Here is a 24,986-nt window from a genome sequence, read left to right on the forward strand (position 1 = left end):
CTATTCCTCTGTCACTGTTTCTCCTTTGTACAAAGCAATCATTCCCAAAGATTCGAGCGCAGCATCCTGCATCAACAACTGTTCAGCACGTTTTGGAGTTGCTCCTGTCCAGTCTTCATAGAACAGTCCGTTTGATAAACGGGCATTTTCGTATGCATAATCCAGGAAGTTGATGAATGTTTTGATATAATTGCCTGCATTTTTATAATAAGGCTCAATATCAATAAATGCACGGATCAGTTTTGTTGTGAACCAAGGATCATGATCGGGATAAGCCAACGCCAACCCATTAAGCGGACGTACAAAATAATTATACGCACCTTCGGAAGAAGCAATGGCACTGTCCAGATAAGTCTGCTCACCCGTTATTTTGTATAAACGGACTCCGTTAGAAATCATCACACCTGTATTGTAAGTCCATTTTGTTTTATTAATGGATCCGTCTGCTTGTTTATCATTCCAGTAACAGCCATCTTCCGGATCACGCAAGTTAGTCAACGTCCAAGCATATAAACGTTTTGCCAGAGCCAACACATCCGCTTTTTCCTCTTGAGGACATACAGAATAATATTCAAGCAAGAATAGCGTTGCATATCCATTAGCGCATGTCGGTTTATTCGAATCACCAACTCCCTGCTGCCCTTTCTGGTCTTCATTCCACCAAAGACCTCCTCCAAACGTATCATCTTCACCAGCTTGCAGGAACTCAACGATTCTTTTAGCTTTCGTCACATAATCTTGATTATTTAGCAAATTAAAAGCCTCTACCAATTCAATCCCCACAATAGAATTATCATCATAAAAACGTGTTCCACTACCGGTAGTACCATTGGTTTGAGAACCATAACCACCCACAGTTCCACTAGGAGTACGATAATAAACTTCAAACCGGTCTACCATATCTGCATAATTCACATCATAACCTAAGGCATGCAAAGCTGCTGCTCCGGAAACCAGTCCGTCATACGGCCACAAGAAAGAAGCGGAATTATCCCCGTCTTTCTTAGGATAATTTTCATTATACAGTCCTTCTGTTGCCCCACTATTGTTCCGGTAGCACTGATTAATCAAGTCAAACTGCTCTTTGGCACGTTTATGATAAACGACCTCCTCTCCGGGTTCTGACGGAGCAATCGGTGTAGGCGGGATATATTTCTCTACGTCATCTCCGGCACAGGAGAATAATAGTGCCGGAAGAATAGCTAAAATAGTCTTTATCTTTTTCATAACTTAGTTTTATTAATTAATCGGAGTCACATTAGTAAATGTATGTATCATCAATCCATCCGAATTCGTATCGATAGTGATAGTCGCATGCGTATAATCCAGACTACCTTTCATTTTCCAAAGATGATCCCACTGACTCCATTGGAATTCATACAAAGCATAGAAAGAAGCAGGTTCTCCACCTACCGGACGTTCGGCACTCACGTCATCACCTCTACCCCAACACATATCACCACCATTTACTTTTGCTAAAAAGTAGTAACGTTCTTCTATCCAACTTAACCAATCAGGAGCACCGGTTTCCGGTTTGGACGGATCAAGGAATCGGATATCGCCCTCTCCCACAAATTTACCATCACCCGCATACTCTAATACAGCTATATCTCCAAATGTTGCTCCCCAAATACAACGAACAGAAGAACCGATTTTTTCCGTGGTCATTGCCATTGTATTAAAGTTCACTGTCAGACGGGTTACTTCTTCGGAAGCAGCGACTGCCGTTTCGCCCTCCCCTTCTCTTAACTTCGAGCTATCATCAATATAATAGCTGAATGTTTCACCTGTAGTAGCAGACTTAAATGATATATTTCCTGCAGATAACTTCGTATAAATCTGGAAAATTCCCTCTTCTACACAACGGAACGGAATTCCACCCTGTCCACTGTTCTCCGTAGCCGAACCATATAAATACAATTCCGCCGGAATATTATCAATTCCCTCTCCACGAGTTACTGTGATAGTAGCCACCTTGTCGGTTCTCTTCACCACTCCACCTTTCGAAGCATTTACCGTCCATTTTATATCTCCGGTTTCCAAAGGATAAATGCCTGCATTTCTAGCAATCGTATTAATAGCTGCATGAGTGATTGACAAACTGGTCGCAGCTCCCAAATCACTTTTCACCGTAGCCAGCGGCTTTGAAAAATCACCGTCTGCCTTATCAAACAGCACCTCGTACAATACAATTCCGCCATCTGCCGCACCACCTCCTGACCACGACAACACAACAAGCGTTGGAGATGACACATTCAACTGGATAGAAGCAGGGGAACTTAATTCTGTAGGGACTGCAAAATCCGTGTTCAATTCATAATCTTCCTGACATGAAACCATTGCCAGAAGTACTGAACATATCCATAATATCTTTTTCATAATCATTCCTTTTTGAGTCGTTTTAACCAATTACCAATTCGGATTCTGCTCCAAATTACCATTCAAGTCACGTTCAGCCTGTGGTATAGGCCACAAATAATGTTTATTTGCATTAAAGGTTCTGTTTTCAACCCGAACGTATCCATCATCCGTACCTACCACATCATTTGTCTTTAGTCCGTGACACCATCCATTCAATACATTGTCCGCAATTCTCCAACGGATAATATCTTTATGGCGATGTCCTTCCAATGCCAATTCCGAACGACGTTCGTTTCGTACAATCTCAATCAGTTTATCTTTAGAAGCTCCTTCCGGGAATTCCAGTGCTGAAGCAAGTGTAAATCCGGCCCTATCACGAATTGGTTTAATAGTTGCATCCCAAGCCGTCTTATCCAGTTCTCCTAATTCTGCCAATGCTTCCGCATTCATCAATAAAATATCAGCATAACGAATCAGAATCGGATTCAAACCAGAATAAAGAGTAGCACGATAAGTGTTATCCCAATATTTCTTAATATAGTAACCGGTAGCCGAACAGTCTGAACCTACCCCATAACCATCTTTGCCTTCACCTTTCTCACAGTTGATAACAACTTCTGTTCCGTCGGCCAACGTATATGAGTTTCCAGTGTACATCACCGTTGCCTTCAAACGTGGGTCACGATTAGCATACGGATGACTTTCATCAAACGATGTTCCTGTTTCCTTAATTGTTTTTCCATCCAGCATAATATAACTGTCTACCAACTCCTGCAAAGGAGAAAGCTGGGAATATCCACCCAAAGTGGGCGGCAGGAAAACATACATCATCTGATGTTCACGACTGGTCGGACGATACTGTGCATCCAAAATTACTTCAGAGTTGTATTCATTAGCGATCTCAAACAATCCTGCATAACTTCCAAAGAGTTTAAAGCCTCCCTCTGTCATAATGGTAGAAGTGATATTTTTCACTTGCGTCCAATTACCTTCAAACAAATAGATTTTAGCTTTAATCGCCATTGCCGCCCAACGGGTAATCCGACCTTTATTATCCGCATCATAAGAAGTCGGCAAATAGTTACCATTAATCACTTCATCCAGATCGGCCAAAACATTTGCTATTACAGTGGCTTTGGCCGTACGTGCAATAGACATACTTTCTTTAATAGAAAGCACTTTGGTAGTATAAGGAACATCTCCGAATTTCGTATACAACTCATAATAATTATAAGCACGAAGCACTTTTGCCTCGCCAATATAACGTTTCTTCAATTCAGGATCCAAATCCGGTACGCGATCAATATTCTCCAATAGTTCATTACACATACGAATCCCCGTATAACGTCCGTCCCAAACCTTTTTCACGTAAGGGTCTGCTGTAGAATATGAGCCATTACCGATATTCTGTGTAGCATCGTTCGGTTGCTTGGTATAAGCATTGTCCGTCATTGCTTCACAATAAAGCTGTTCGTCCATATTTCCCAAATAAGTATAGCAAGTATTCAACGCCTTGACAGCTGCTTCAGGGTCCTCTTCCCAATAAGTCAAGTCCGTTTCTCTGTCATACGGTGCCGTATCCAAGTCAACACAAGAGGCACCGCCCACTACCAAGACAGCAGATAAAATCAAATTCTTTATAGTTGTTTTCATCACGGTACAGTTTAAAATTTAACATTAAGTCCAAATGAATATACTCTTGCCACAGGATAAGAACGACCACTGCCGTCTCCGGTATATTCCGGGTCCCATCCGCCTTTCATCTTTGTGAAAGTCAACGGATTCTGCACACTGGCAAAGATTCTTAAATTCTTGACATAGAGTTTTTTCATCCATTGTTGCGGGAAAGTATATCCGATCTGCGCATTTTTCAAACGCAAGTATTTAGCATCCTGGATCCAGAAATCTGATTTCGCTGCATTATTAGCAGATTCCGCACCCATTGTCAGACGAGGATAAGTAGCATCCGGATTATTCGGAGTCCAGCGGTCTTGATGGAAATCCATTACAGGACCTTCATTGTTATTATGGAAAGCCTCTACAGATTCACCACGCATCCACTTGTTACGTTTTCCTACTCCTTGCCACATCATCGAGAAATCAAAACCTTTATATTCCAAACCATAGGTGAAGCCGAAAGTATATCTTGGGAAGTCATTACCAACAATAAAACGGTCATCGTCCGGTTTAATCACACCATCGCCATTTTTATCCAGATAACGGATATCTCCCGGTTTCGGTGTAATACCTTCCAAGTGCGGTCCTTTCTGACATTCTTCCTCATTCTGGAAAAATCCATCCGAACGATATGCATAGTAAGAGTACAACGGATAACCTTCCTTGATAATTGTCTGTACATCCGAGCCACCGATAATTTCCGTACCGCGTGTATCTATTACTTCATTAAAGCTATCCGAAATATTTCCGGCGAAGTTATGCACTACCGGACCGGTCTTCAAACGATAACTTACTGATAATTCCCATCCTCTCGTCTCTACCTTACCAGCGTTCTGAATCGGGGCACCATTACCAAACAATCCGGGAACCGGTAAATTTACCAAAATATCTTTTGTACGATTATTGAAGCAATCAAAAGTAATATTCAAATCATTATTCAACAATCCCAATTCGAAGCCGATATTAGCCATACGGGTAGTTTCCCATTTGAGATCAGGGTTTGTAGAAGCGAATTCAGCCGTCTGCGCCAGCTTGTCGCCGAAACTGATACCGTTCTTTACAGACACGGTCTGCATGTATTGATAAGCACCAATGCGGTTATTACCAACCAATCCCCAGGAACCTCTGATTTTTAGAGAAGGAACATACGGTTTCAGTACAGACCAGAATTTTTCTTCCGAGATACGCCATCCTGCCGAGAAAGACGGAAAGACTCCCGAACGGTTTCCTTTCGCAAAATAAGAAGAATAGTCATTACGGATATTAAATTCCAGCAGATATTTTTCATCATAGTTGTAAGTGGCTCTAGCAAAACCAGAATAGATAGCCCAGTCACTTGCCGAACCACCATTGCTAACTTTATCCCCACTCAAATCACCTACAAAAATATCATATTTAGAATCCTCCGTCAAACGACTGGTAGAGAACTGCTTTTCAGAGAAACCCTCATAAGCATATCCTAATAATCCACCGATAGAGTGTTTCCCTATTTTCGTATTATAAGTCACCATAAGATTGGTAGTGATATTCTTAGAACGATAGAATTGCTCGGTCAACTTATTTTCACTATCTCCCGTACCTTCGAAGGCCTTCCGGTTCTCATGCAAATTATTATTCCAAACACGTCCACCGGCACTTCCGATCAGTTTCAGTCCTTTATATACTTCCCATTCGGCTTGTATGGTTCCCAATAATTCATCATTCACATTCTGGCGATAACCGCCTTCTTCCAAACGCTGCAAACCGTTTGAGTTACTTCCGGCAGGATAATTATAACTGCCATCCTCATTCTTGATCGGGTAAATCGGCGGCATACGGTTTGCCTGCTCGATAATCCATTCCGTCCAGTAAGCATGTTCTTTAATATCATTACGGGCAAATTGAGAAGTCAAATTCAATGTAAAGTTATTCGTCACCTTATGGCTTACATTCAGACGTGCATTGTAGCGTTTATAACCATAATCAGGTCCCTTGAACATACTGTTCTGATCCATATAACCCAAAGAAGCCATGTAAGACAACTGGTCGTTACCTCCTGTCATCGAAACATTGTGTGAACTTTGAGGAGAATTACGGTGATACAGTTCTTTCACCCAATTTACATTCGGACCGCCATTTCTAAATTGCGCAATCTGCTCGGGAGTGAATTTTGCAGCTCTTCCCGAATTAACAGCCGCTTCATTATACAGTTCAGCATATACCCACGAGTCTGCTATCTTAGGCAATGAAGTAGGCTGCTGAACACCATACATAAAATCATAAGAGATTTCCACCTTACCGGCTTTTCCTTTCTTGGTAGTAACAAGTACCACACCATTGGAAGCACGTGAACCATAAATAGCAGTAGAAGAAGCATCTTTCAAAATAGAAATCTGCTCAATATCAGCCGGATTCAAATTGCCCAGCGATCCTTCAATTCCGTCAATAATCACCAACGGATCATTGTTGTTCATCGTATTCAATCCACGGATATTAATAGAAGGTACACTACCCGGAGTAGAACTTCCCTGCTGAATAACCAAACCGGGAGTCGTTCCCTGCATCGCTTCCAATACATTGGAAATCGGCTTTCCTTCCAATTCATCCGTAGAAACAGAAGACACAGCTCCTGTCAGGTTGACTTTCTTCTGCACGCCGTAGCCTACCACTACCACATCTTTCAAAGTAACCACATCCGACTTCAACACCACATTGATAAACTGGCGGCCGTTCACCGGAACTTCCTGTGTTTCATATCCAATTGAGGAAACTACCAATACCGCTTTTGAAGCAACATTCAGTGAAAAATTTCCATCCATATCCGTAGCCGTACCCGTAGATACACCTTTCACCAGCACGGTAGCCCCAATCACGGGTTCCCCGTCTGCCATTACTTTACCTTTCACTGCGATTGTATTAGATTGCGCATACAGTTTGGAACCAACAGCCACATTCATACAAACAATCAACATAACAGCCAATAATTGCCAACTCGAAAATGCCGTTCTGAAAAGCCGGCGGGCAAATTGCGCGTTCAATAGATTAGATTGTTTCATAACATTTTATATTTGAATTAATAGAAGAGTTATCATATATTATAAGATATTAAGTTGGGACAAAGCAAAGGAATAAGCCCCTAAAGCAACGGCTCTGCTTGCTCCTAATGTAGAAACAGCAATGCCTATTTTCTTGTGACAGGCATAATGCACCTCTCTCTCCGAAAATGGTATTTTCACCATCTTGTCTTTTTCCTCCAGAAATTTATCAAATGCCTCTTTTTCGGACAGATTGAACACCTCCATCTGCAAACAAGGGAAAGAAGCTCCTGCAAATGTGCCGATCTGCCGATTCATCTCATTCATAATTCCCGGAAGTATGTATTTAGCCGCTCCGGCCACTCCTCCGCCAATCACTACCAAGCCATCAACAATATTCAATGCACGGATGATAGCATCACCGGCCATCTCTCCCAGTTCGTAAAAACTCCGGACAGCAGCCTGCTGATCTCCCTCTGCGGTCCCTTCGGCAATATCATATATATCTTTAGGAGTCAAAGAAGAAGCATCCTTTCCGGTCAATTCCTGATATACTCGCCTGACAGCCCTGATGCTGACACTTTCTTCCGCGATCATTTCGGGATATTTCTTATTCCGCATAATCCAGACGTCGCCACCGCAACCATTGTCTCCGGTCAGTAACCGGCTGTCAATCACCACTCCGGCACCAAATCCCGTACCCAGCGTAATTCCGAGCAGGTTCTTATATACCTTACTGCTGCCTGCTTCTTTCAGGCGTTTATTCACTTCGGGCAAAGTGCCTGCCAAGGCTTCGCCATAAGCAAACAAATTACCGTCATTATTAATAAAAACCGGAATACCAAACTGTTCCCTCAAATAAGGTCCAAGTGCCACTCCTCCCCTGAAGGCCGGGAAGTTAGGCAAGTCACCAATAATTCCATGCTCATAGTCAGCAGGCCCGGGGAAAGCAAAACTGATAGCTACCGGAAGTTTCGGCAATCGCTTTTCAACTTCCAGGAAGCCTTCTACAAGAACAGACAAGCAACGTTCCAAGTCGTCGGACGCTGCCGGAAGGCAAATAGGTTCCACTATTTCGCGACAGCCTTGTATGGCTGAAAACACGAAATTAGTGCCTCCCGCATCGAGCGTCATTACGATTCGTTCATCATGTTCATACATAGTTTTCAAGATATTAGATGAATTATTTCATTATTAAAAGCGTACGTAAGCTTTAATCGTTACACATTCTTTTCCTGCAGATTTACCATACGGGGCAATGGTATATTCTTTCACCCCGGCAGGAATGATAAATGTTTCAGCATAATGCACCACGAAAGGTTCAAAAGCATGAGTAGGACTCTCAACTACGGCCTCTTCTCCCTCCAACAGATTCAGTACATTTACACTATCGTTTGTGTGATGCAACACCGGTGATGAGAAACGGTGGCGACGAGTTTCGATAAATTCGTTCGGATGCAGTCCGGTACGTTCTTCCACCCAACCTTCTCCGGAAGCAACTTCCTTAAACTGATTGCGAAGGTGTTCATTCACATATTCCGTATCGCGATTCCAGTTGATAACGCATTTACCACGTTCCACATTGATTGGACGCGGTTTTCCATCCAGTCCCAAGCGTTGCCAATCCCATAGTTTGAAAGTAAAGAGGTTCGGAGTCGAACTGATTTCAAGCACCATACTGTTGGCACCGGAACAATGAACGGTTCCTCCCGGGATCAGAAAGTGGTCGTGTTTCTTCGTCGGAATCTTATTTACGTATTTTTCTGCGTCAAACACCAGTTCACCTTTTTGTGCTTTACGCAAATCGCCGATCATCGCTTCTTTGTCCACTCCTGTCTTCACTCCCAGATAAACGACGGCATCTTCTTCCGCGTCTACCATGTAGTAACTTTCATCCTGCGTGTAGTACATACCGAAACTGTCACGGATAAATTGAGTAGTAGGATGCACCTGCAAACTCAAATTACCTCCGCCCATCGTATCCAAAAAGTCGAAACGAATAGGGAAGTCTTTTCCAAAGCGTGCCTCCACCGGTTCACCAAGCAACTCTTTACTTTTCAGCAAAACCAAATCAACCGAAGGCAGTTCAAAGCGCACTCCGTTCACTTCAAAATAAAGGCTGTTCTCTTCAGGTACACAGTCAAAGCACCAGCCGAAATTTTCGCGTTCACGATCCAGATCGCAAACCTCTTTCATCCATTGACCACCCCAGGGAGCCGGATCGAAGAAAGGAACTACCCGGAACGGTGTGTTCACCGTTGCCTCTACCCCTTTAAAGAAAGTATCCTTATCAATCATCTTCGGTGTCCCGGCCACATGGGTGTCAATCCAGAATTCTACCCTGTCAAACAATCTTTCCTTATACCTATCACATACTCTCCAATCGTTGAAATACCCTCTCTTGTATTGCAAAGAAACGGCATCGTTCCGATTGTCTATACCTAAAGCTTTTACCTCATGCCGGCGGAAACGTTGTTGGATTTCCCAACGTGCCATATCCGCATAAACCACCATTGCGTCCTGTGGAGCAACAACAGCAGCACCCGTACCTATGATTACAATGGTTTCTTTTGCTTCACTGATTTGCTTCCGTGCAGCAGCCACCTTATCCGCATCCAAATAATCTTCCAGCTTCAAATTGGTGACATAGCCGAATAATACATCTTCAGTCATGAAGCGTTCTGTCAACGCTTGAATTTCTTTTTCCGGTTTCATCAAATCACGTACATTCATCACTCTTCCGGAGAATTCTTTTGAAAAAGCATCCAGCACTTCTTCTTCATATACTCCTGTATATAAATCCACAGCCAGCACTTTTCTTGCATCCATTTTCTCTTTTAACATAGAAATGATAGAATCCCACCCCTGAACAAGCATCCCTGTCAGCTTCGTAGAAGGAAATTTATCATAATTAGCTTTTCTCATGTTTATAGCGTTTTTAAATTTTATATGTTCATACATACTTTCAATTGTGCAAATATATAGATTTTATTTTTATTCCAAACAAAACTTGGATTATTTTTTGATAAATCTTATATTTGCTGAAAATAAACCAATCAGGATAGATATGAAATTAGATCATAATAGTGATAAACCGCTTCATATTCAGGCAGAAGAGATACTAAGAAGACTCATAGAATCTGAAGAGTACAAAAACGGGAAGCTATTTCCCAATGAGGTCGAATTGTCTGAACAATTACATATTTCAAGGAACACATTGAGACAAGCTATCAACAAACTCGTGTTTGAGGGGCTTTTGGTGCGCAAGAAAGGCTACGGCACGAAGGTAGTAAAGAAAGGTATCGTAGGCGGAGTAAAGAACTGGCTTAGTTTCTCACAGGAAATGAAGATGTTAGGTATAGAGATTCGCAATTTCGAGCTACATATCAGTTTAAAGCGTGCAACCGAAGAAATCGGTACGTTCTTTGATTTAGGTTCCAGTCCCGACACTCGCTGTGTAGTGATGGAGCGCGTCAGAGGAAAAAAAGAATATCCGTTTGTTTACTTCATCTCTTATTTCAACCCCAATATTCCACTGACCGGAGAAGAAGATTATACACGCCCATTATACGAAATGCTGGAAACCCAATATAATATAGTGGTAAAAACCAGCAAGGAGGAGATTTCAGCCAGACTTGCAGGAGAATTTATTGCAGAGAAACTGGAGATAAAATCCAATGACCCTATATTAATAAGGAAAAGATTTGTTTATGATGTGAACGGAGTACCTATTGAATACAACGTCGGATATTACCGGGCAGACAGCTTTACTTATACAATAGAGGCAGAGAGATAAAGTATATGTTCATACATACACTCAACAACCAAAAGAACTATATGTATCGAAGCGTTGGGAAAATAAATCAATCTCACGCTTCGATATATTAAGCCTGATAGCAATTCGCCTCCAATCTTTCATTGCATCAACTACTTCCGAAATGATTTTTTCAGCTGTATCCCTGCTTAGCATGTAATTTTCACAAGCATCTATCAGAATCATCAAATCCGATTCACAAGAGGATTCAGAAATCAACAGACTTTGTTGATTATTTAAAGTAGGATTCATGTCATACGCAGGAGACAACGTCCATCCCTTGGGAGTTAACAAGAAACCATGATTGCGGAAATGATCATCCGTATTGCCCACACAGATATTAAATGCTACTCTACGATAAAGTTCCTGAAGATTGGCTTCTACATTCGTGCAACCTTGTATTATAAAATCGACAATATCCAAATAACCATTACCAGTGGCAGCATTGGCTCCATCGGTCAACCCCGTCAAAGTCATAGCAGAAGCAAAATGAATACGTTTACCGTCATTTCTCCGATCAAAACGTTCTGACAGTAGAGTATGATACTTATTTTCAGTAACAAGCACACGGGTCGAAGCAACTCTAATCCCTGCTTTTGCTGCGAGCAGATGACAAAAGTGTTCCCACAAGCCCACATCATAATCATCTTTACGGGACGGAAACTTGGCTATATACAATATTCCCCGCTCATCAGTAACACTGGCTTTCGGGCGTGCGCCTCCAAGAGAAGTCCCCGGCTGAATCAACTGAATCAACCATTTTTTATCAGGTAAAAGATTCGATTCTTCACTTTTCTCTATCTCCTGACTGGCATACATAAGATCCCGGATAGCCGTTAGTGGAGGAATCCGTAACTTATTACTGGTATTAATGAATTCCCCCTCCGGATTCTCTTTAAACCGAAAACCACCCATTCGGGAGAAATCATCAATGCCCACCAAATAGTCAAATGAATTCAGCCTATTTACAGGACGCTTTTCTTCAGCAGCCATCAACTGCTCACGCCTATTAAGCAAAACACGCCCCCATCGATCAGGTAAAGCATCGGAAAAACAACCGAAAATATCTCTACCCTGCCGGGTATATTGTGATCCCGGATAATTGTTTAAATCTTCACTTAAAAACAATTCTCCATATTTTTTCAGCCAATCATTACTAAACTGAAATCCGTACGTTTCTGAACCACGAAGCAGTTCACAACTCAATTCGCCAATCAGTTCAATATCTTTCAGCCAATCAAAATCTGCATATACCCATACCTTTTTCATAAACTATCTCTTTTTTTAGAAGCTCTTTCCCGTTGTTTCAAGTTTAAATCCTGCAATGCCTTACCCAAACTATCCTCTTTTGCCAACAAAAGAATATCATCATCTAACTGTAAAGCATAAAGCACTCTCAAATAAATACCAATAGAAACAGTAGGTAACCCCTTTTCTACCCGTGAAACTGTAAGTTCTGAACAAGTTGCACGTTCTGCTACCTGCGCAATACTCAAATTTCGCCTCAAACGAGCTAATTTTATTTGTTCGCCTACAATCTGCATTTTTTGAACCAACTTGCGGGGAAGTTTAGTTCCCATCGTACTCTTTGTCATACCTATAACCTATCATATAATATACAAAGATAGCATTTATTATTTATTATATGATTGGTTGACAAGAAAAAGATTAGATTATCCGATACGATCCAATAGTATCAGATTCTTTCTATCATTTCATCTATCATTTCTTACCTTAATTTATAAGCGGAATGGCCGGAGAGAATCCGTTCCAAACTTTCATCCACCACACCTATCATCTGAAGTTTGGATAATAAATGATAGTAGGAAGTTTTTCCTACTCCTTCTATTCTCAACAGACTTTTCCAACCTCTTCCCGATAAAGAAAAGATTCATTCAAAATAAAATCGTTCAGATCGGTATCTCCACAATCGAACGATTTTATTTTTTCTGAGATATTTAATTTACGCATCTCATACGTTTCCTCTATCAACTGACGATTCATATTTTATTTCTTAAAGATTTTCATTGCCAGTTCATAGTCTTTCAACCTTTTTTCCCGCTGCTCCGGCGTTTCACTACGCTTCTCTTTCATCCGTTCTTCAAATCGCCGAGCATCTTCTCCGAAAAGTACCGGAGTTTCCTTAATTGGTCTTGCCATACTTATACAACTCCTTTCTTTGGGTTTATACGTTACAAAACGTAATTGAATAAATCAGGAAGTGCAAGTTATTACGAAGTTATCTTATTCAAATAAGAAACCACTCTACAATTAAAGCACCTCTCTCTTACATAAACTACCTACTTTTGTAGCAAATAACAATTCGTTCCACCTAGGTAGAACTAAACAAATACCATGGTCGAACCAAACGATAACCAAGGTAGAACTAAAGAATAACCTTGGTAGAACGAATTAATAGTAGTAATTAATCCATTAATAATAGAATATGAGTGCTTTATATGACTTATTTGAAAATCCACCGTCACCTGACGGAGAGAAACAACCGCTACATGCCCGTATTGTCTCCAAAGGAACCGTAGATAAAGAAGAGTTTCTGGATCGTGTCCACAAATTTACCGGTATCAGCAGAAGTTTATTGGCAGGAGCCATGGAAGCCTTTGCCAATGAAGCACGGGATTTACTAGCCGACGGTTGGAATGTAGAAATGGGAAACTTCGGATTCTTCTCTACATCGTTGCAATGTCCGCCGGTTAAAGATAAAAAAGAAATTCGGGCAGCGTCTGTCCAAATGAAAAATATTAATTTCCGCGCAAGTCGTCCATTCAAGAAAGAAGTAGGCGACAAAATGAGGCTGCAACGAGGAGAATCTATTACACGCCCTAAGAAAAATAGTATCTCCCGTGAGACGTGTCGCGACCGCCTCAACACATACTTGGAAAATCATCTATTCATCAGCCGGACAGATTATAGCCATCTGACAGGACGAAATAAAAAAGTAGCTATTGAAGAATTAAATTCCTTTATCACTGACGGAATAATAGGGAAAGAAGGGGTTGGAAAGTTGACTGTATATATAAAGGTATAAACTTTTGGAACAAGTAGAATTAAGAGTTACAACAGGATTATTGCTGTTGTAACTCAAGTATGATTTCATCAGTGATGTAGGCATCACTCAATGTTATAAGCGGGTATTGTTTATTAAGAAGCAATGCGTATACCTTACTATTATAGAACAAGTGCAATGCTTTTTCGGGAGAAATATTCAAACGCTCCGCTAATTGCATCACCACACGAGTGTATTTATTCCATACTAATACATCTATCATAAACGTAGTTTATTTTATTGTTACATATTCTTTGAAAGAGAGACACTCGTCAATGAGACGTTGATTGAGAATGCATAACTGATTGTTGGGCTGCTCAAAACGCAAACGTCCTAAAGCTACTTCTTTAGTAATCTGGTTTTCCATGAAATTTTCTATTGTGTCGAAAACCCGATCATTAGCAATACCGCCTTCCACAATGTCGTACTCCAACCATGGCTGTTTTCCTAAACGGCTACTGACAATAAATTCCAACCAATCATTGTTATACCCGTCAAAGTGAAGCCATTTGTATCCGGATGAATTTATCTTTTCAACATCAAGCTCGTATATGTTTACTACAGATGTGCTACCAGGATGGCGTAATGCCATGACAGCTCCCCAACGTTCAGCCTGGGCATAGATATCTGTTACATAGAATCCTTTACCAAAGTCGAGGTTTTCGCGTCCGACACCGACCAAAGGATATTCTACGGCCTGCGTACTACCATGATAGACTTTCATACAAATTCTCCTTTTTCTTTATAGTAGGCTTCCCAGTTTTCAAGAGCTTCTACCAACGTATCGGCTATGTACTCACGACTCTGGGTGTGAAGCATGTCATATCCACTTATCAGGTATTGACGGATAAGATTCAGTTTTTCCAAACGGTTATAGAGAGTAGGAGCCGGAATACCCAACTTCTGGGCGGCACTCTCAATGGCAAAAATCACAAACTCCATGACTTTGCCATCAACAACGGGGGCTGATTGGCTTGAATGTAGCATAGCTATACCTCTATTATCTTAGTGTAATATGTACAAATATAGTGTTTATTCTTGCAACGTTCATCGTTTTTCGGCATATTTTATGATTATCAAGAACATTTGAGTATCGTGAAACTGATTGAAATACTCCCTATTTGGAAATGGCTATTAAAGTAGAAGACATAAGAATCTATAAATCAGAGGCATACAAACAAAATAAATAAAAGTGAATCAAAGTACGTACATCTAGGACCGTTAAAGCACCTCCCCGGAAAGTGCCCATAGTATCTTTGCATCGTGATCACAAAGAGAATTGATAAATAAAGTAACTAATTTAAAAAACAAAAAACTATGGCACTTAGATACGTCATTAAAAAAAGAACATTCGGCTTTGATAAAACTAAAGCTGAAAAGTATGTAGCACAAAATGTAATCACCAATACGGTAGATTTCAGAGATTTGTGCGAGGAAATCACCAAAGTCGGAATGGTCCCCAGTGGAGCGGTAAAATTTGTACTCGATGCTTTGATCGATACATTAAATCTCAACCTTAGAAAAGGCATCTCTGTTCAATTAGGAGATTTCGGATGCTTCCGTCCTGGTATGAATTGCGAAAGTCAGGATACTGAAAAAGAGGTAGATAGCGATACGATACGCAGAGTGAAAATCATTTTCACTCCGGGCTACAAATTCAAAGAGATGCTAAGTAAAGTCAGTGTTCAAAAAGCGGTAGCTTCCGATGATGGTTCCATCAGCCCAGAACAACCGGACCCCAACCCGAATCCAAACCCGGATGACGGCAAAGGAGAAGCACCGGACCCGGCAGCATAAGATTAATCATCAGCCTTTAAAAGCAGGGAAACAGTACCCGCCCACGGGCGGATACTGTTTCCCAAAGTATTCCTGCAAAAGACTTGACAACGCCTTTTTTATTTTGTATCTTTACCACATCTTAAAACATTAAAATATCAACATGAAAGAATTGCCATCAGAAGAGGAAGAAATTCCGTTTCGCATTAAAACTTATAAGAAAAAGGAATTGGCTTGTATGTACAATCCGAACATTACACCCCGTTGCGCCATACGCATATTCACCAAATGGATTAAAATAAATAAAGAACTGCTTCAGTTATTGACTGCCACAGGTTATCATCCGCGTACACGAACGTTTACTCCCCGGCAGGTACAAATCATCACCAGTATTCTGGACATTCCATAAGGATGTCCAGAATACTGGTTTTATCATTACAGCTGTCCTGCCGCTTTTAAATAAGCCACATAATCAATAGAAAAGGATTATTCACCGATTGCGTACAATATTGATATATAATCGTCCTATTCTTATATTAAAAACGACTACCCAACACTACCTTTGTTACCAACCGATTATTTCAGGAAGATTGCATTAGTTAAACAAGCTGTTTTACTTGGTATACTCCGAAAATAATTCATAAGTTTGTTTTGTATTAAAGGAGTCCATTGTATGTATAAGAAGTATATTCCATTTCTTTTATTATTAATTTCTACTCTTTCGTTTGGACAAAATATACACTTCCAAGCGATCGGAGTAGAAAATGGCATTTCACAACCCACAGTCACGTCTATTTATCAAGATGAATTCGGTATTATCTGGATAGGAACCAAAGATGGTCTGAATCGATACAACGGTACTGATTTCCATATATTCCGCCCGATTGAGAATGATAAAAACAGCTTGTACAATAATAACATAGGCACTATCTGTGGCGATAAAAACGGTCATATTTATATCCGTTGCAAGTATGCTGTAGTAGAATACGATATCAGGAAAAACATTTTCCATACTATCCGTAACAACAATATCCAGGCCATTGACTACGGCAACTCCCGGTTATGGGTTTGTACGAGAGATTCATTGTTTACATACAACCGAAAAGAAGATAAACTAGAGTATTATTACCACCTGGACAGTGTACGCATATCATGCATCACTGAAGATCATGAAGGCAACCTGTATGTAGGAACGATGAATAAAGGCTTGTACATAATAGATAGTAATAAGAAATGGCTTAATTATCTTCCCGAGAAAGATATAACCTGTATTTATGAAGATTCCAAAAAGAATATTTGGGTAGGAACTAAGGATGACGGACTTTTCCGCCTGGACAGAAATGGCGTACAAATCAACTATAAGGACGGACCTTATAAAAACAGACTTTCCAGCAATTATATCCGTTGTATTGTTGAAGACAACCAGGGCAATTATTGGATAGGCACTTTTAAAGGTTTGGACAAACTGGATACCACCAACAATATTACTCATTACAGTGAAGACAACAAGCCTTATAGCCTAAGCAATTCTTCCATCATTTGTATGATGAAAGATCAGCAGGGCACTTTCTGGATAGGTACCTACTACGGTGGAATCAATCTATTCAATCCCGATTATGAAATCTACACCTACTATTATCCCGATGAATCACAAAAAGGTAAATTGACATCCCCTTTTGCCGGAAGAATGAAAGAGGACTCCAAAGGTGGTATTTGGATTGCAACAGAAGGCGGAGGAGTGAATTATCTCGATAGAAAGACCAAGAGCTTTATCGAATATAAACACAGTAATCAAAGTAATTCACTTGCATCCAATACAATTCAAGCTTTATATCTGGATGAAAAGAATCAGATACTATGGATAGGAACGTTAAAAGGAGGATTGGATAAGTTAAACTTGAAAACACAGAAGTTTACCAACTACAGACATGTTCCCAGCATAAAGAACACATTGATTAATGATATAATCCGAAAAATTATTCCATATAAAGGGAACTTGCTGCTGGCTACCCACAACGGCATCGGTTTATTTAATCCGGAAACCGGAGAATGTACCAAACTATTAACGGATAGCAAACTCAACAACAGGCAAATCATTGATATGCATCTCGACAAGCATAACAATTTATGGTTTTCCTATTATTTGGGACTGGTAAAATATAATATAGCAACTCATAAACGGGATGAATATTTTGTTCCCAACACTTCCGAAAAAGTTATAGGAAGTAACCTTATAAACGTGCTTTTCGAGGATAAAAAAGGGAATATATGGGCTGGTTCTTCCGGAGACGGGATATTTCTATACCAACCTGAAACGAATACATTCAAATCGTTCAACTCACAAAACTCAGATTTGATTAACGATTATATTCTGGATATAAACGAATCTCTTTCAGGTTATCTTTTGATAGCAAGCAATCAGGGCTTTTCACGGTTTGACATGGAAAACGAACGGTTTTATAACTATAACAAACAAAATGGTTTTCCGATGACAGCATTGAATCCTTACGGATTGTTTGTCGCCCATGATAATGAAATATTCCTATCCGGACCTAAGATGATGATCTCTTTCTTCGAAAAAGAACTGAATTCTTATGTTAAACCTTATCAGCTGAACTTTACTTCATTGGAAGTTAACAATAAACTCATACTACCCAATGACGGCTCCGGCATCCTTTCCGAGTCAATCTTATATCAACCGCAAATCACCCTGAACCATAATCACTCCATCATCACAGTTAATTTTTCGTTATCAAACTATGTATCAGTATTAAGAAATCGGATTTACTATAAACTGGAAGGGTTTGATAAAGAATGGATGAGTGCCGGTTATCGCAAAGGAATCACTTACACAAACCTGAATCCGGGTAAATACAAGCTAATAATAAAAAGCTCTGAAGAATACTCCGGAAGGGAAAGTATTTGTAAGGAGATAGATATTGTGATAAAACCACCTTTCTATAAATCGACATGGGCGTACTGCCTTTATGGCATTATAATAATTATTTCTATATACATAATAGTAAGTTTCTATTCTTCCAAACTAAAATTGAGGGCCTCGCTCGAATATGAGAAGAAAGAAAAAAAGCAGATAGAAGAACTGAACCAGTCAAAGCTCCGCTTTTTTACCAATATATCACATGAATTCCGTACTCCGCTTACTCTGATTGTAAGTCAGTTGGAAATGCTAATGGAACGGAATGATATTCAACCGTTAGTATACGGCAAATTAGTAGGCATACATAGAAATACACTACGTATGAAACGTTTAATTACCGAACTTCTTGATTTTAGAAAACAAGAACAGGGATTCGAGAAGTTTAAATACAGCAAGCAGGATATTTATTCGTTTCTGGATGAAATCTATTTGTCCTTCAAAGAATACGCCAGAGGCAAACAGATTATTTTCGAATACTTTAATAAAGATCGTTCGCTGGATGTATGGTTTGATGTAGTGCAACTGGAAAAGGTTATTTATAACTTGTTGTCGAACGCTTTTAAATATACACCTTTGGGAGGTACGGTTTCATTATCGGTACAAGAGTATGAAAACAGCGTTATGATACTTATTTCAGATACGGGAATAGGCATTGCCGAAGAAAATCTGAATAAGATATTCGACCGTTTCTATCAAGTAGACAGTTTGGACAACCAGAAAGGCACAGGCATTGGCCTAGCGCTTGCAAAAAGTATTATCGAAGCGCATAAAGGAAAAATCGGTGCCCGAAGCCGGGAAGGGAAAGGGACAACATTTGTCGTTGAGCTACCTTTGGGAGACAGCCATATTTCGGTTTCACAAAAAGTGGAGACTCCTGATATTGATTCATACTGCATTTCATTACTGAAGATGGATGATGAAAAAATAACGGAAGAGATACCGGAGGATGAAAATTCTGACAGGACAGAAGAACCTTCGAGTAAAATACTGATTGTCGAAGATAACGAAGAATTACGAGAGCTGTTAGTACGTTTATTCTCCAAAGTATACTCGGTTTATGAAGCCCAAGACGGTGAAGAAGGTTTTGAAAAAACCAAAGAAGTGCAACCTGATATTGTGCTTAGTGACATCATGATGCCCAAGATGTCCGGAATAGAAATGTGCCGGATGATAAAAAGTAATTTTGAAACTTCACACATACCTGTCATACTGCTCACAGCACAGACTGCGGAAGAATTTACTATACAAGGGTTAAAAATGGGTGCGGATGACTATATCACTAAACCTTTTAATGTGAAACATTTGTTTATGCGTTGTAATAACCTGGTGAACGGCAGAAAGCTGTTACAGAAAAAATATGCTAAACAAATGGATAACAATGTAGATATTTTGGCAACCAATGGTGCAGACCAGCAATTTATGGAACAATGTGTGATCTGTATTGAACAGAACATCGATAATCCTAACTTTGATGTGAACATGTTCGCGCAGGCTTTAAACATCGGACGTACCAAGTTATTCCTGAAACTAAAAGGAATAACAGGACAGACGCCGAATGATTTTATTTTAAACGTCAGGTTGAAAAAAGCACAAATGCTGCTGATTCAGTCAGATACTAAGACGATTTCGGAAATAGCTTATGAAGTAGGTTTCAACTCTCCAAGTTATTTCATTAAACGATTCAGAGAACTGTTCGGGATAACACCAGCACAGTTCCAAAAGGGAATCACGGAATAAATTTATAATCTATTTTAATACAATAAGAATACTATGAGAACAAAACTATTAGGTGCTTTTTGTCTGTTATTCCCATTATTATCGGTTGCTGCCGATATTCAAAGAATAACTCCTATTACTTCTGACAATAGTGTCAAAATAGAAGTTACTTTATCGGCAGAAGCGGGTGAACATTTATTGCTTGATGCCACCATTGTCGGCTCACAGAATAAAGAGAAACTATGCAACTTTTCAAAAGAATATCTCTTTAATCATAAAACCGATACGACAGTTATACTGGCTACAGATCAATTAACTCCGAAATTATGGAGTCCGGTTTCGCCTGTACTTTATGACCTTACACTAAAAGCAGGAAAGCAGACTTTTCAGAAGAGAATAGGATTCAGAAAATTTGAGATGCATAACGGTGTATTCTATTTAAACGACAAACCAATCTACCTGCGAGGCAATGCCATAAACCCACCGGAACGTGGCATACCGGAACAACTGGAGCAAAGTAAAGACTTTGCCCGTGACTATGTTCGATATATGAAAAGCCTTCATATCAATATCATTCGTATCCCCGACAACCAAAACTGGATGGATGTATGCGACGAAGAAGGAATGATGATATTCGCCGGTCGGTACGGACGTCCTAAACACGCAACAAAAACAGCTCCTCCAACAGATTTTGAATTATCACTTAAAACCTATAAGGAAATAGATTTAGGTCCGTTTACCTCCCATCCTTCTGTCGTAATTTATATTTTATCCAATGAAATGCCCTACGAAGGAAAGGTAGGTGACTTATACAGGGATTTTCTTACTCGAATGTATCAAGAACTTAAAAAATGGGATAGTACCCGTTTGTATATTTGTAATGCCGGCTATGGTCTAGGGAAATCAGCAGATATCTATGACGTACACAGGTATTGGGGATGGTACTATAACTCTTTCCTCACCTACCTGAATATGCGCGACAAGGCTATGTGGCAAAATCCGGGAAAAGTACAGCCCATTACCTTCACAGAATGTGTGGGTAACTATACTGGTATAGACGGACGCTTTAACCTTTGTTCGAGAACCAAGCAACCCGGTTCTCAAAAGTGCTGGACAGGACATTTGCCTGATGCGAAACAAGCAGAAGCCGCCATGGCCTATCAGGCATTTGTTCTGAAAAATGCGACAGAGCTATTCCGCCGCTTAAGAAGCCAGAATGATTGTCTGGCTGGCACCATGCCTTTCACCATTGTATTTCACCATTGGGACGGAGTAAGTTCTTTTGCCGAAATGAAGCCCAAACCGGTCGCCAGGCAGTATCAGCTTAGCTATCAGCCTATATTATTGAGTTGGGAAAACTGGCAATCACAAGTATATGCAGGAAAGAAGCTATCGGTAGTGGCACACGTAGTGAATGACGATGATTACGGTAATGGATTGAGCAATGCCCGCCTGCATTGGTGGATTGAGCATGAAGGCAAGAAAGTAATATCGGGAGAAAATGAATTCCCGTTTGTCCCTTATTATGGAACCGACAAATTACCTCTCACTATCAATATCCCACAGAATCTACCCACGGGAGATTATCTATTAAAAGGAGAGATTTATTCCAAAGACAAAAAGGTGTCATATAACGAAAGCGAATTATTTATTGCCGGAAAGGATTGGAACAACCCGGCTGATACAGAAACAACAGTTTTTGTATATGACACTACCCCGGAACAACAAACATTAAACTGTTTACAAAGAAAGGGATATTCCGTGAAAACAGCATCCTCATTGACAAAACTCCCTATGCACTCCACATTTGTCATCGGTAAAGATTCGTGGGATGATAACCTTGACAGACAAACCGAAGAATTGAAAGCGTATGTCAATAAAGGCGGCCGCATTATTTGCCTTGAACAGAATCAAACCACTTTCAACTCATCCTGGTTGCCCGTAAAAGTAAAATTTCTGGAACATAGTAATAACGATCCGGTTTATCTGTCACCGTCTCTGGCATACAAAGATGGCATGAATATCAATTTGGAACGTCCTTATCATCCGATTTTCAGTGGATTGAATCCACGTATGTTCAGGCTATGGGCTGACTATACTTCTTATGATGAGTCGAAGAATGGCTTCCCGGCCATCTATCCTGTAAATACGGGTTATGAGCTGCAATCGTCCTCAATAGAGGATGTGGCAACTCTCGCCAACTATAGCCGTGCCCTGGCTGGTACAGCTTTATCCGAATTGTTTATGGGGAAAGGTTCCATCCTTTTATCCGGATTTGACTTGATAGACCATTGCGAAGTAGATCCTGTAGCCGACAAACTTCTTTCCAACATGATTCTGTATATGGCTGTCAATAAGAAGCATGAACAGTATGTAGCCATAAACGATTCCATTATTTGGGGAGACTATGCCTCTGAACGAGGGATAGTTAATGCTCCATGTAACGGTTTGATGGTGAATACGATTCCTATCATTCCAAAAGGACAGGAAGAACTGCCGAAGTATAAAGTGCAGATTGATGAATATGGATATCAATATGCAGGCTCCTACGGAGGCTGGAATTCGAAACCGGGAGTGCAATATGTCACATACGGCAGACGTCCGATGGCTCCATTTACTTTCTCACGTGGAGGTAGCCCCATTGTCGATACATCTTCAACCGTTGGCGAAGGTTACTTTTATCTGGCACTTCCCCGAAAGGCAAAGACGATGGTTACTGTATTGGAGAATCCGGTAGACGAGCCTCTTAACATCAGTCTTTCGGTCACGGATGGAACATGGGAAAAGTATATCATCCACCCCAAACAACAGTTGATTATCAGAACGAATATCTCTCATCTGAAAAACAAGATGAAAGTGACGCTGAAAGGAGACAGACGTACCATATTATTAAAGACTATAATAAAGAAAAAACAAAAGTAACTTCCGTACAATGTTGCTTCTTAAAAGAACGATTTTTATATCTTATCATATACAAAAGCAGGATATTTGCCAATGAATTTATAATCAGGCAAACTATGAAACGCATATTATTTTCTTCCTTTTTATCACTGATAACAATACTATCCTTTGCAACTGACAAATTTACGGTAGCAGATGTCTTTACGGACCACATGGTATTGCAGCGAAATGCCATAATAAAGATATGGGGAGAAGCCCAAAACGGTTCACTGGTTGAGGTCCGGTTTGCAGGGCAGCTTCGGAAAGTAAAAGCCATTCAGGGAAAATGGCAAGTGACATTGAAGACCGGAGAAGCCGGAGGGCCCTATAAATTAGATATTATAAACGGTAATAATAAGGTTAGTTTTCAGGATGTTTTAATAGGTGATGTATGGTTGGCGGGTGGTCAGTCGAACATGGAATTCGCTTTGCGCAGAGTAAAAGATGCTCAAAAGGAGATTAGTTCGGCCGACTATCCACAAATACGTTATTATAAAGTGCCGAGGAAATTCTACCCGGAACATGAAGTGTCCAAAGCATCATGGAGGGTATGTTCGCCGCAGACAGCACCGGAGTTTTCTGCAATCGCTTATTATTTTTCCAGAAACATACATAAAGAGTTGAATATTCCTATCGGTATCATCCAAACTCCGGTAGGAGGAACCACGGTGGAGGCCTAGACAAGCAGGACACTGCTGATGTCGGACAAAGACTTCCGGCCGATAGTACAGCATTATGACAGTATAGTGAATTCTTACGGATCGGACGGGTACGAAAAACTATACAACCGTTATGTTTCAAGTCTGGCAGAATATAACCAGTTGAACGCGGAACAAAAGAAGTATATAGACAAACCGGTGGAACCTATGGGAAGAAAGAATTTCCATAGACCGATAGGATTGTCCGAGACAATGCTAAACACTGTTATTCCTTACACATTGAAAGGTTTCCTCTTTTATCAGGGAGAATCGAACACAGCCCGCGGAGCGCAATACCGCAAATTGTTTCCCGCCATGATAAATGAATGGAGAACTGCTTGGGGACAGGGAGATATTCCTTTTCTCTTTATTCAGTTACCCAGATTCGAAACGAAAACACGTTATTGGTATGAGCTACGTGAAGCGCAATACCTCACCTCGCACCATGTAAAAAATACAGCAATGGTTGTCGCTTTCGATCAGGGTAATCCGAAAGACATTCATCCCATAGTGAAAGACACAGTAGGCTGGCGATTGTCTCAATTAGCACTAGGAAAAGTTTATGGTAAAAAAGTTGTTTGCCAGGGGCCGGAATTCAAGAAAATGACGAAAACTGCCGATGGATCTTTGTTACTTGATTTTACCAATGCCGGTACAGGGCTCGTTAGCAAAGACAATGCAGCAACACTTTCAGGTTTCGCTGTTGCGGGTAAAGATGGTAAATTCTATCCCGCTGAAGCAATCATCGTAGGCAAAAATCAAGTAAAGGTGAAAAATAATCTGGTGACAAATCCCGTAGATGTCCGTTACCTCTGGGTGAATAGTGGCGATATGAACTTATTTAATAAAGAAGGCTTTCCGGCATTTCCCTTCCGTACAGACAAGTATCGGTTAGCAACAGAAAGCGTATATGTTAATCCGGAACCGAAAATATGCAGAAGCAGCTTATAAGGCTTGTTACTCTGAAGAATAAATACATACCATAAAA

18 protein-coding genes and 2 pseudogenes are annotated in these 24,986 nt (G+C 40.4%); 7 read left to right on the plus strand and 13 right to left on the minus strand.

What is annotated here, in order from left to right:
- Genes BSAG_RS22175 through BSAG_RS22150 form a run of 6 tightly spaced genes read right to left on the minus strand, consistent with a single transcriptional unit; the run spans window position 1 to window position 9,977 of the window.
- Window positions 1-1,227 (minus strand): glycoside hydrolase family 76 protein, encoded by a 1,227-nt coding sequence (locus BSAG_RS22175; RefSeq protein WP_004313542.1) that lies wholly within the window; start codon window positions 1,225-1,227, stop codon window positions 1-3.
- Window positions 1,228-1,239: 12 nt separating this feature from the next.
- Window positions 1,240-2,379, minus strand: coding sequence for a SusE domain-containing protein (locus tag BSAG_RS22170; protein WP_008770736.1), 1,140 nt, complete (start codon window positions 2,377-2,379; stop codon window positions 1,240-1,242).
- Window positions 2,380-2,409: 30 nt separating this feature from the next.
- The gene (locus BSAG_RS22165) at window positions 2,410-4,014 is read right to left on the minus strand and encodes a RagB/SusD family nutrient uptake outer membrane protein (protein ID WP_004313538.1); all 1,605 of its coding nucleotides are present in this window, start codon (window positions 4,012-4,014) and stop codon (window positions 2,410-2,412) included.
- An 11-nt stretch (window positions 4,015-4,025) separates the two neighbouring features.
- Window positions 4,026-7,073, minus strand: a complete 3,048-nt coding sequence (locus tag BSAG_RS22160) for a SusC/RagA family TonB-linked outer membrane protein (protein WP_004313536.1) — start codon at window positions 7,071-7,073, stop codon at window positions 4,026-4,028.
- 39 nt (window positions 7,074-7,112) lie between these two features.
- On the minus strand, window positions 7,113-8,213 hold the full coding sequence (locus BSAG_RS22155; protein ID WP_008015568.1) for an ROK family protein: 1,101 nt from the start codon (window positions 8,211-8,213) through the stop codon (window positions 7,113-7,115).
- 33 nt (window positions 8,214-8,246) lie between these two features.
- Window positions 8,247-9,977, minus strand: a complete 1,731-nt coding sequence (locus tag BSAG_RS22150; RefSeq protein ID WP_008997274.1) for a class I mannose-6-phosphate isomerase — start codon at window positions 9,975-9,977, stop codon at window positions 8,247-8,249.
- 142 nt (window positions 9,978-10,119) lie between these two features.
- Here BSAG_RS22150 and BSAG_RS22145 point away from each other — a divergent pair, with 142 nt between their 5' ends.
- Entirely contained in the window at window positions 10,120-10,848 is a 729-nt protein-coding gene (locus tag BSAG_RS22145; protein WP_004313528.1) for a GntR family transcriptional regulator, read from the plus strand.
- 21 nt (window positions 10,849-10,869) lie between these two features.
- On the opposite strand, the gene BSAG_RS22140 is transcribed toward BSAG_RS22145, so the two are convergent.
- The 4 genes and pseudogenes from BSAG_RS22140 to BSAG_RS25110 all read right to left on the minus strand — a co-directional run bounded on the left by BSAG_RS22140 (window position 10,870) and on the right by BSAG_RS25110 (window position 13,026).
- Window positions 10,870-12,135 (minus strand): type II toxin-antitoxin system HipA family toxin, encoded by a 1,266-nt coding sequence (locus tag BSAG_RS22140; protein WP_004313526.1) that lies wholly within the window; start codon window positions 12,133-12,135, stop codon window positions 10,870-10,872.
- Window positions 12,132-12,461, minus strand: a complete 330-nt coding sequence (locus BSAG_RS22135; RefSeq protein ID WP_032811209.1) for a helix-turn-helix domain-containing protein — start codon at window positions 12,459-12,461, stop codon at window positions 12,132-12,134. The genes BSAG_RS22140 and BSAG_RS22135 overlap by 4 nt, the downstream gene beginning before the upstream one ends.
- Before the next feature lie 277 nt (window positions 12,462-12,738).
- Window positions 12,739-12,870, minus strand: a pseudogene (locus tag BSAG_RS24725) (GNAT family N-acetyltransferase); the annotation flags it as partial.
- 3 nt (window positions 12,871-12,873) lie between these two features.
- Entirely contained in the window at window positions 12,874-13,026 is a 153-nt protein-coding gene (locus tag BSAG_RS25110) for a hypothetical protein (RefSeq protein WP_004313522.1), read from the minus strand.
- A gap of 286 nt (window positions 13,027-13,312) precedes the next feature.
- On the opposite strand from BSAG_RS25110, the gene BSAG_RS22130 reads away from it, so the two are divergent.
- Window positions 13,313-13,912, plus strand: a complete 600-nt coding sequence (locus BSAG_RS22130) for a DsbA family protein (protein ID WP_004313520.1) — start codon at window positions 13,313-13,315, stop codon at window positions 13,910-13,912.
- 37 nt (window positions 13,913-13,949) lie between these two features.
- Here BSAG_RS22130 and BSAG_RS22125 read toward each other — a convergent pair whose 3' ends face one another.
- The 3 genes from BSAG_RS22125 to BSAG_RS22115 are packed head-to-tail and all read right to left on the minus strand — an operon-like array spanning window position 13,950 to window position 14,917.
- The gene (locus BSAG_RS22125) at window positions 13,950-14,153 is read right to left on the minus strand and encodes a DUF3791 domain-containing protein (RefSeq protein WP_004299389.1); all 204 of its coding nucleotides are present in this window, start codon (window positions 14,151-14,153) and stop codon (window positions 13,950-13,952) included.
- Window positions 14,154-14,162: 9 nt separating this feature from the next.
- A complete protein-coding gene (locus BSAG_RS22120; protein WP_004313519.1) occupies window positions 14,163-14,654 on the minus strand; it encodes a DUF3990 domain-containing protein in 492 nt (163 codons plus the stop codon).
- Window positions 14,651-14,917 carry a DUF3791 domain-containing protein gene (locus BSAG_RS22115; protein ID WP_004313517.1) on the minus strand — a complete coding sequence of 89 codons (267 nt, stop codon included), beginning with the start codon at window positions 14,915-14,917 and terminating at the stop codon, window positions 14,651-14,653. Before BSAG_RS22115 ends, BSAG_RS22120 begins: the two co-directional genes overlap by 4 nt.
- 330 nt (window positions 14,918-15,247) lie before the next feature.
- Here BSAG_RS22115 and BSAG_RS22110 point away from each other — a divergent pair, with 330 nt between their 5' ends.
- From BSAG_RS22110 to BSAG_RS25985, 5 genes and pseudogenes are all read left to right on the plus strand, one after another.
- Window positions 15,248-15,727, plus strand: a complete 480-nt coding sequence (locus BSAG_RS22110; protein ID WP_004313515.1) for an HU family DNA-binding protein — start codon at window positions 15,248-15,250, stop codon at window positions 15,725-15,727.
- Between the two features lie 142 nt (window positions 15,728-15,869).
- Window positions 15,870-16,115: a DUF4248 domain-containing protein gene (locus BSAG_RS22105; RefSeq protein ID WP_004313513.1), complete on the plus strand. Its 246-nt coding sequence runs from the start codon at window positions 15,870-15,872 to the stop codon at window positions 16,113-16,115.
- Between the two features lie 264 nt (window positions 16,116-16,379).
- Complete coding sequence (locus BSAG_RS22100; RefSeq protein ID WP_008015562.1) at window positions 16,380-20,381, plus strand: two-component regulator propeller domain-containing protein; 4,002 nt, start codon at window positions 16,380-16,382, stop codon at window positions 20,379-20,381.
- A 33-nt stretch (window positions 20,382-20,414) separates the two neighbouring features.
- On the plus strand, window positions 20,415-23,282 hold the full coding sequence (locus BSAG_RS22095; RefSeq protein WP_004313508.1) for a glycoside hydrolase family 2 TIM barrel-domain containing protein: 2,868 nt from the start codon (window positions 20,415-20,417) through the stop codon (window positions 23,280-23,282).
- 95 nt (window positions 23,283-23,377) lie between these two features.
- Window positions 23,378-24,949, plus strand: a pseudogene (locus BSAG_RS25985) (sialate O-acetylesterase).
- Window positions 24,950-24,986 lie beyond the last annotated feature (37 nt).

It is taken from the genome of Bacteroides sp. D1 (assembly GCF_000157095.2).
GTDB classification, from domain to species: Bacteria; Bacteroidota; Bacteroidia; order Bacteroidales; family Bacteroidaceae; genus Bacteroides; species Bacteroides xylanisolvens.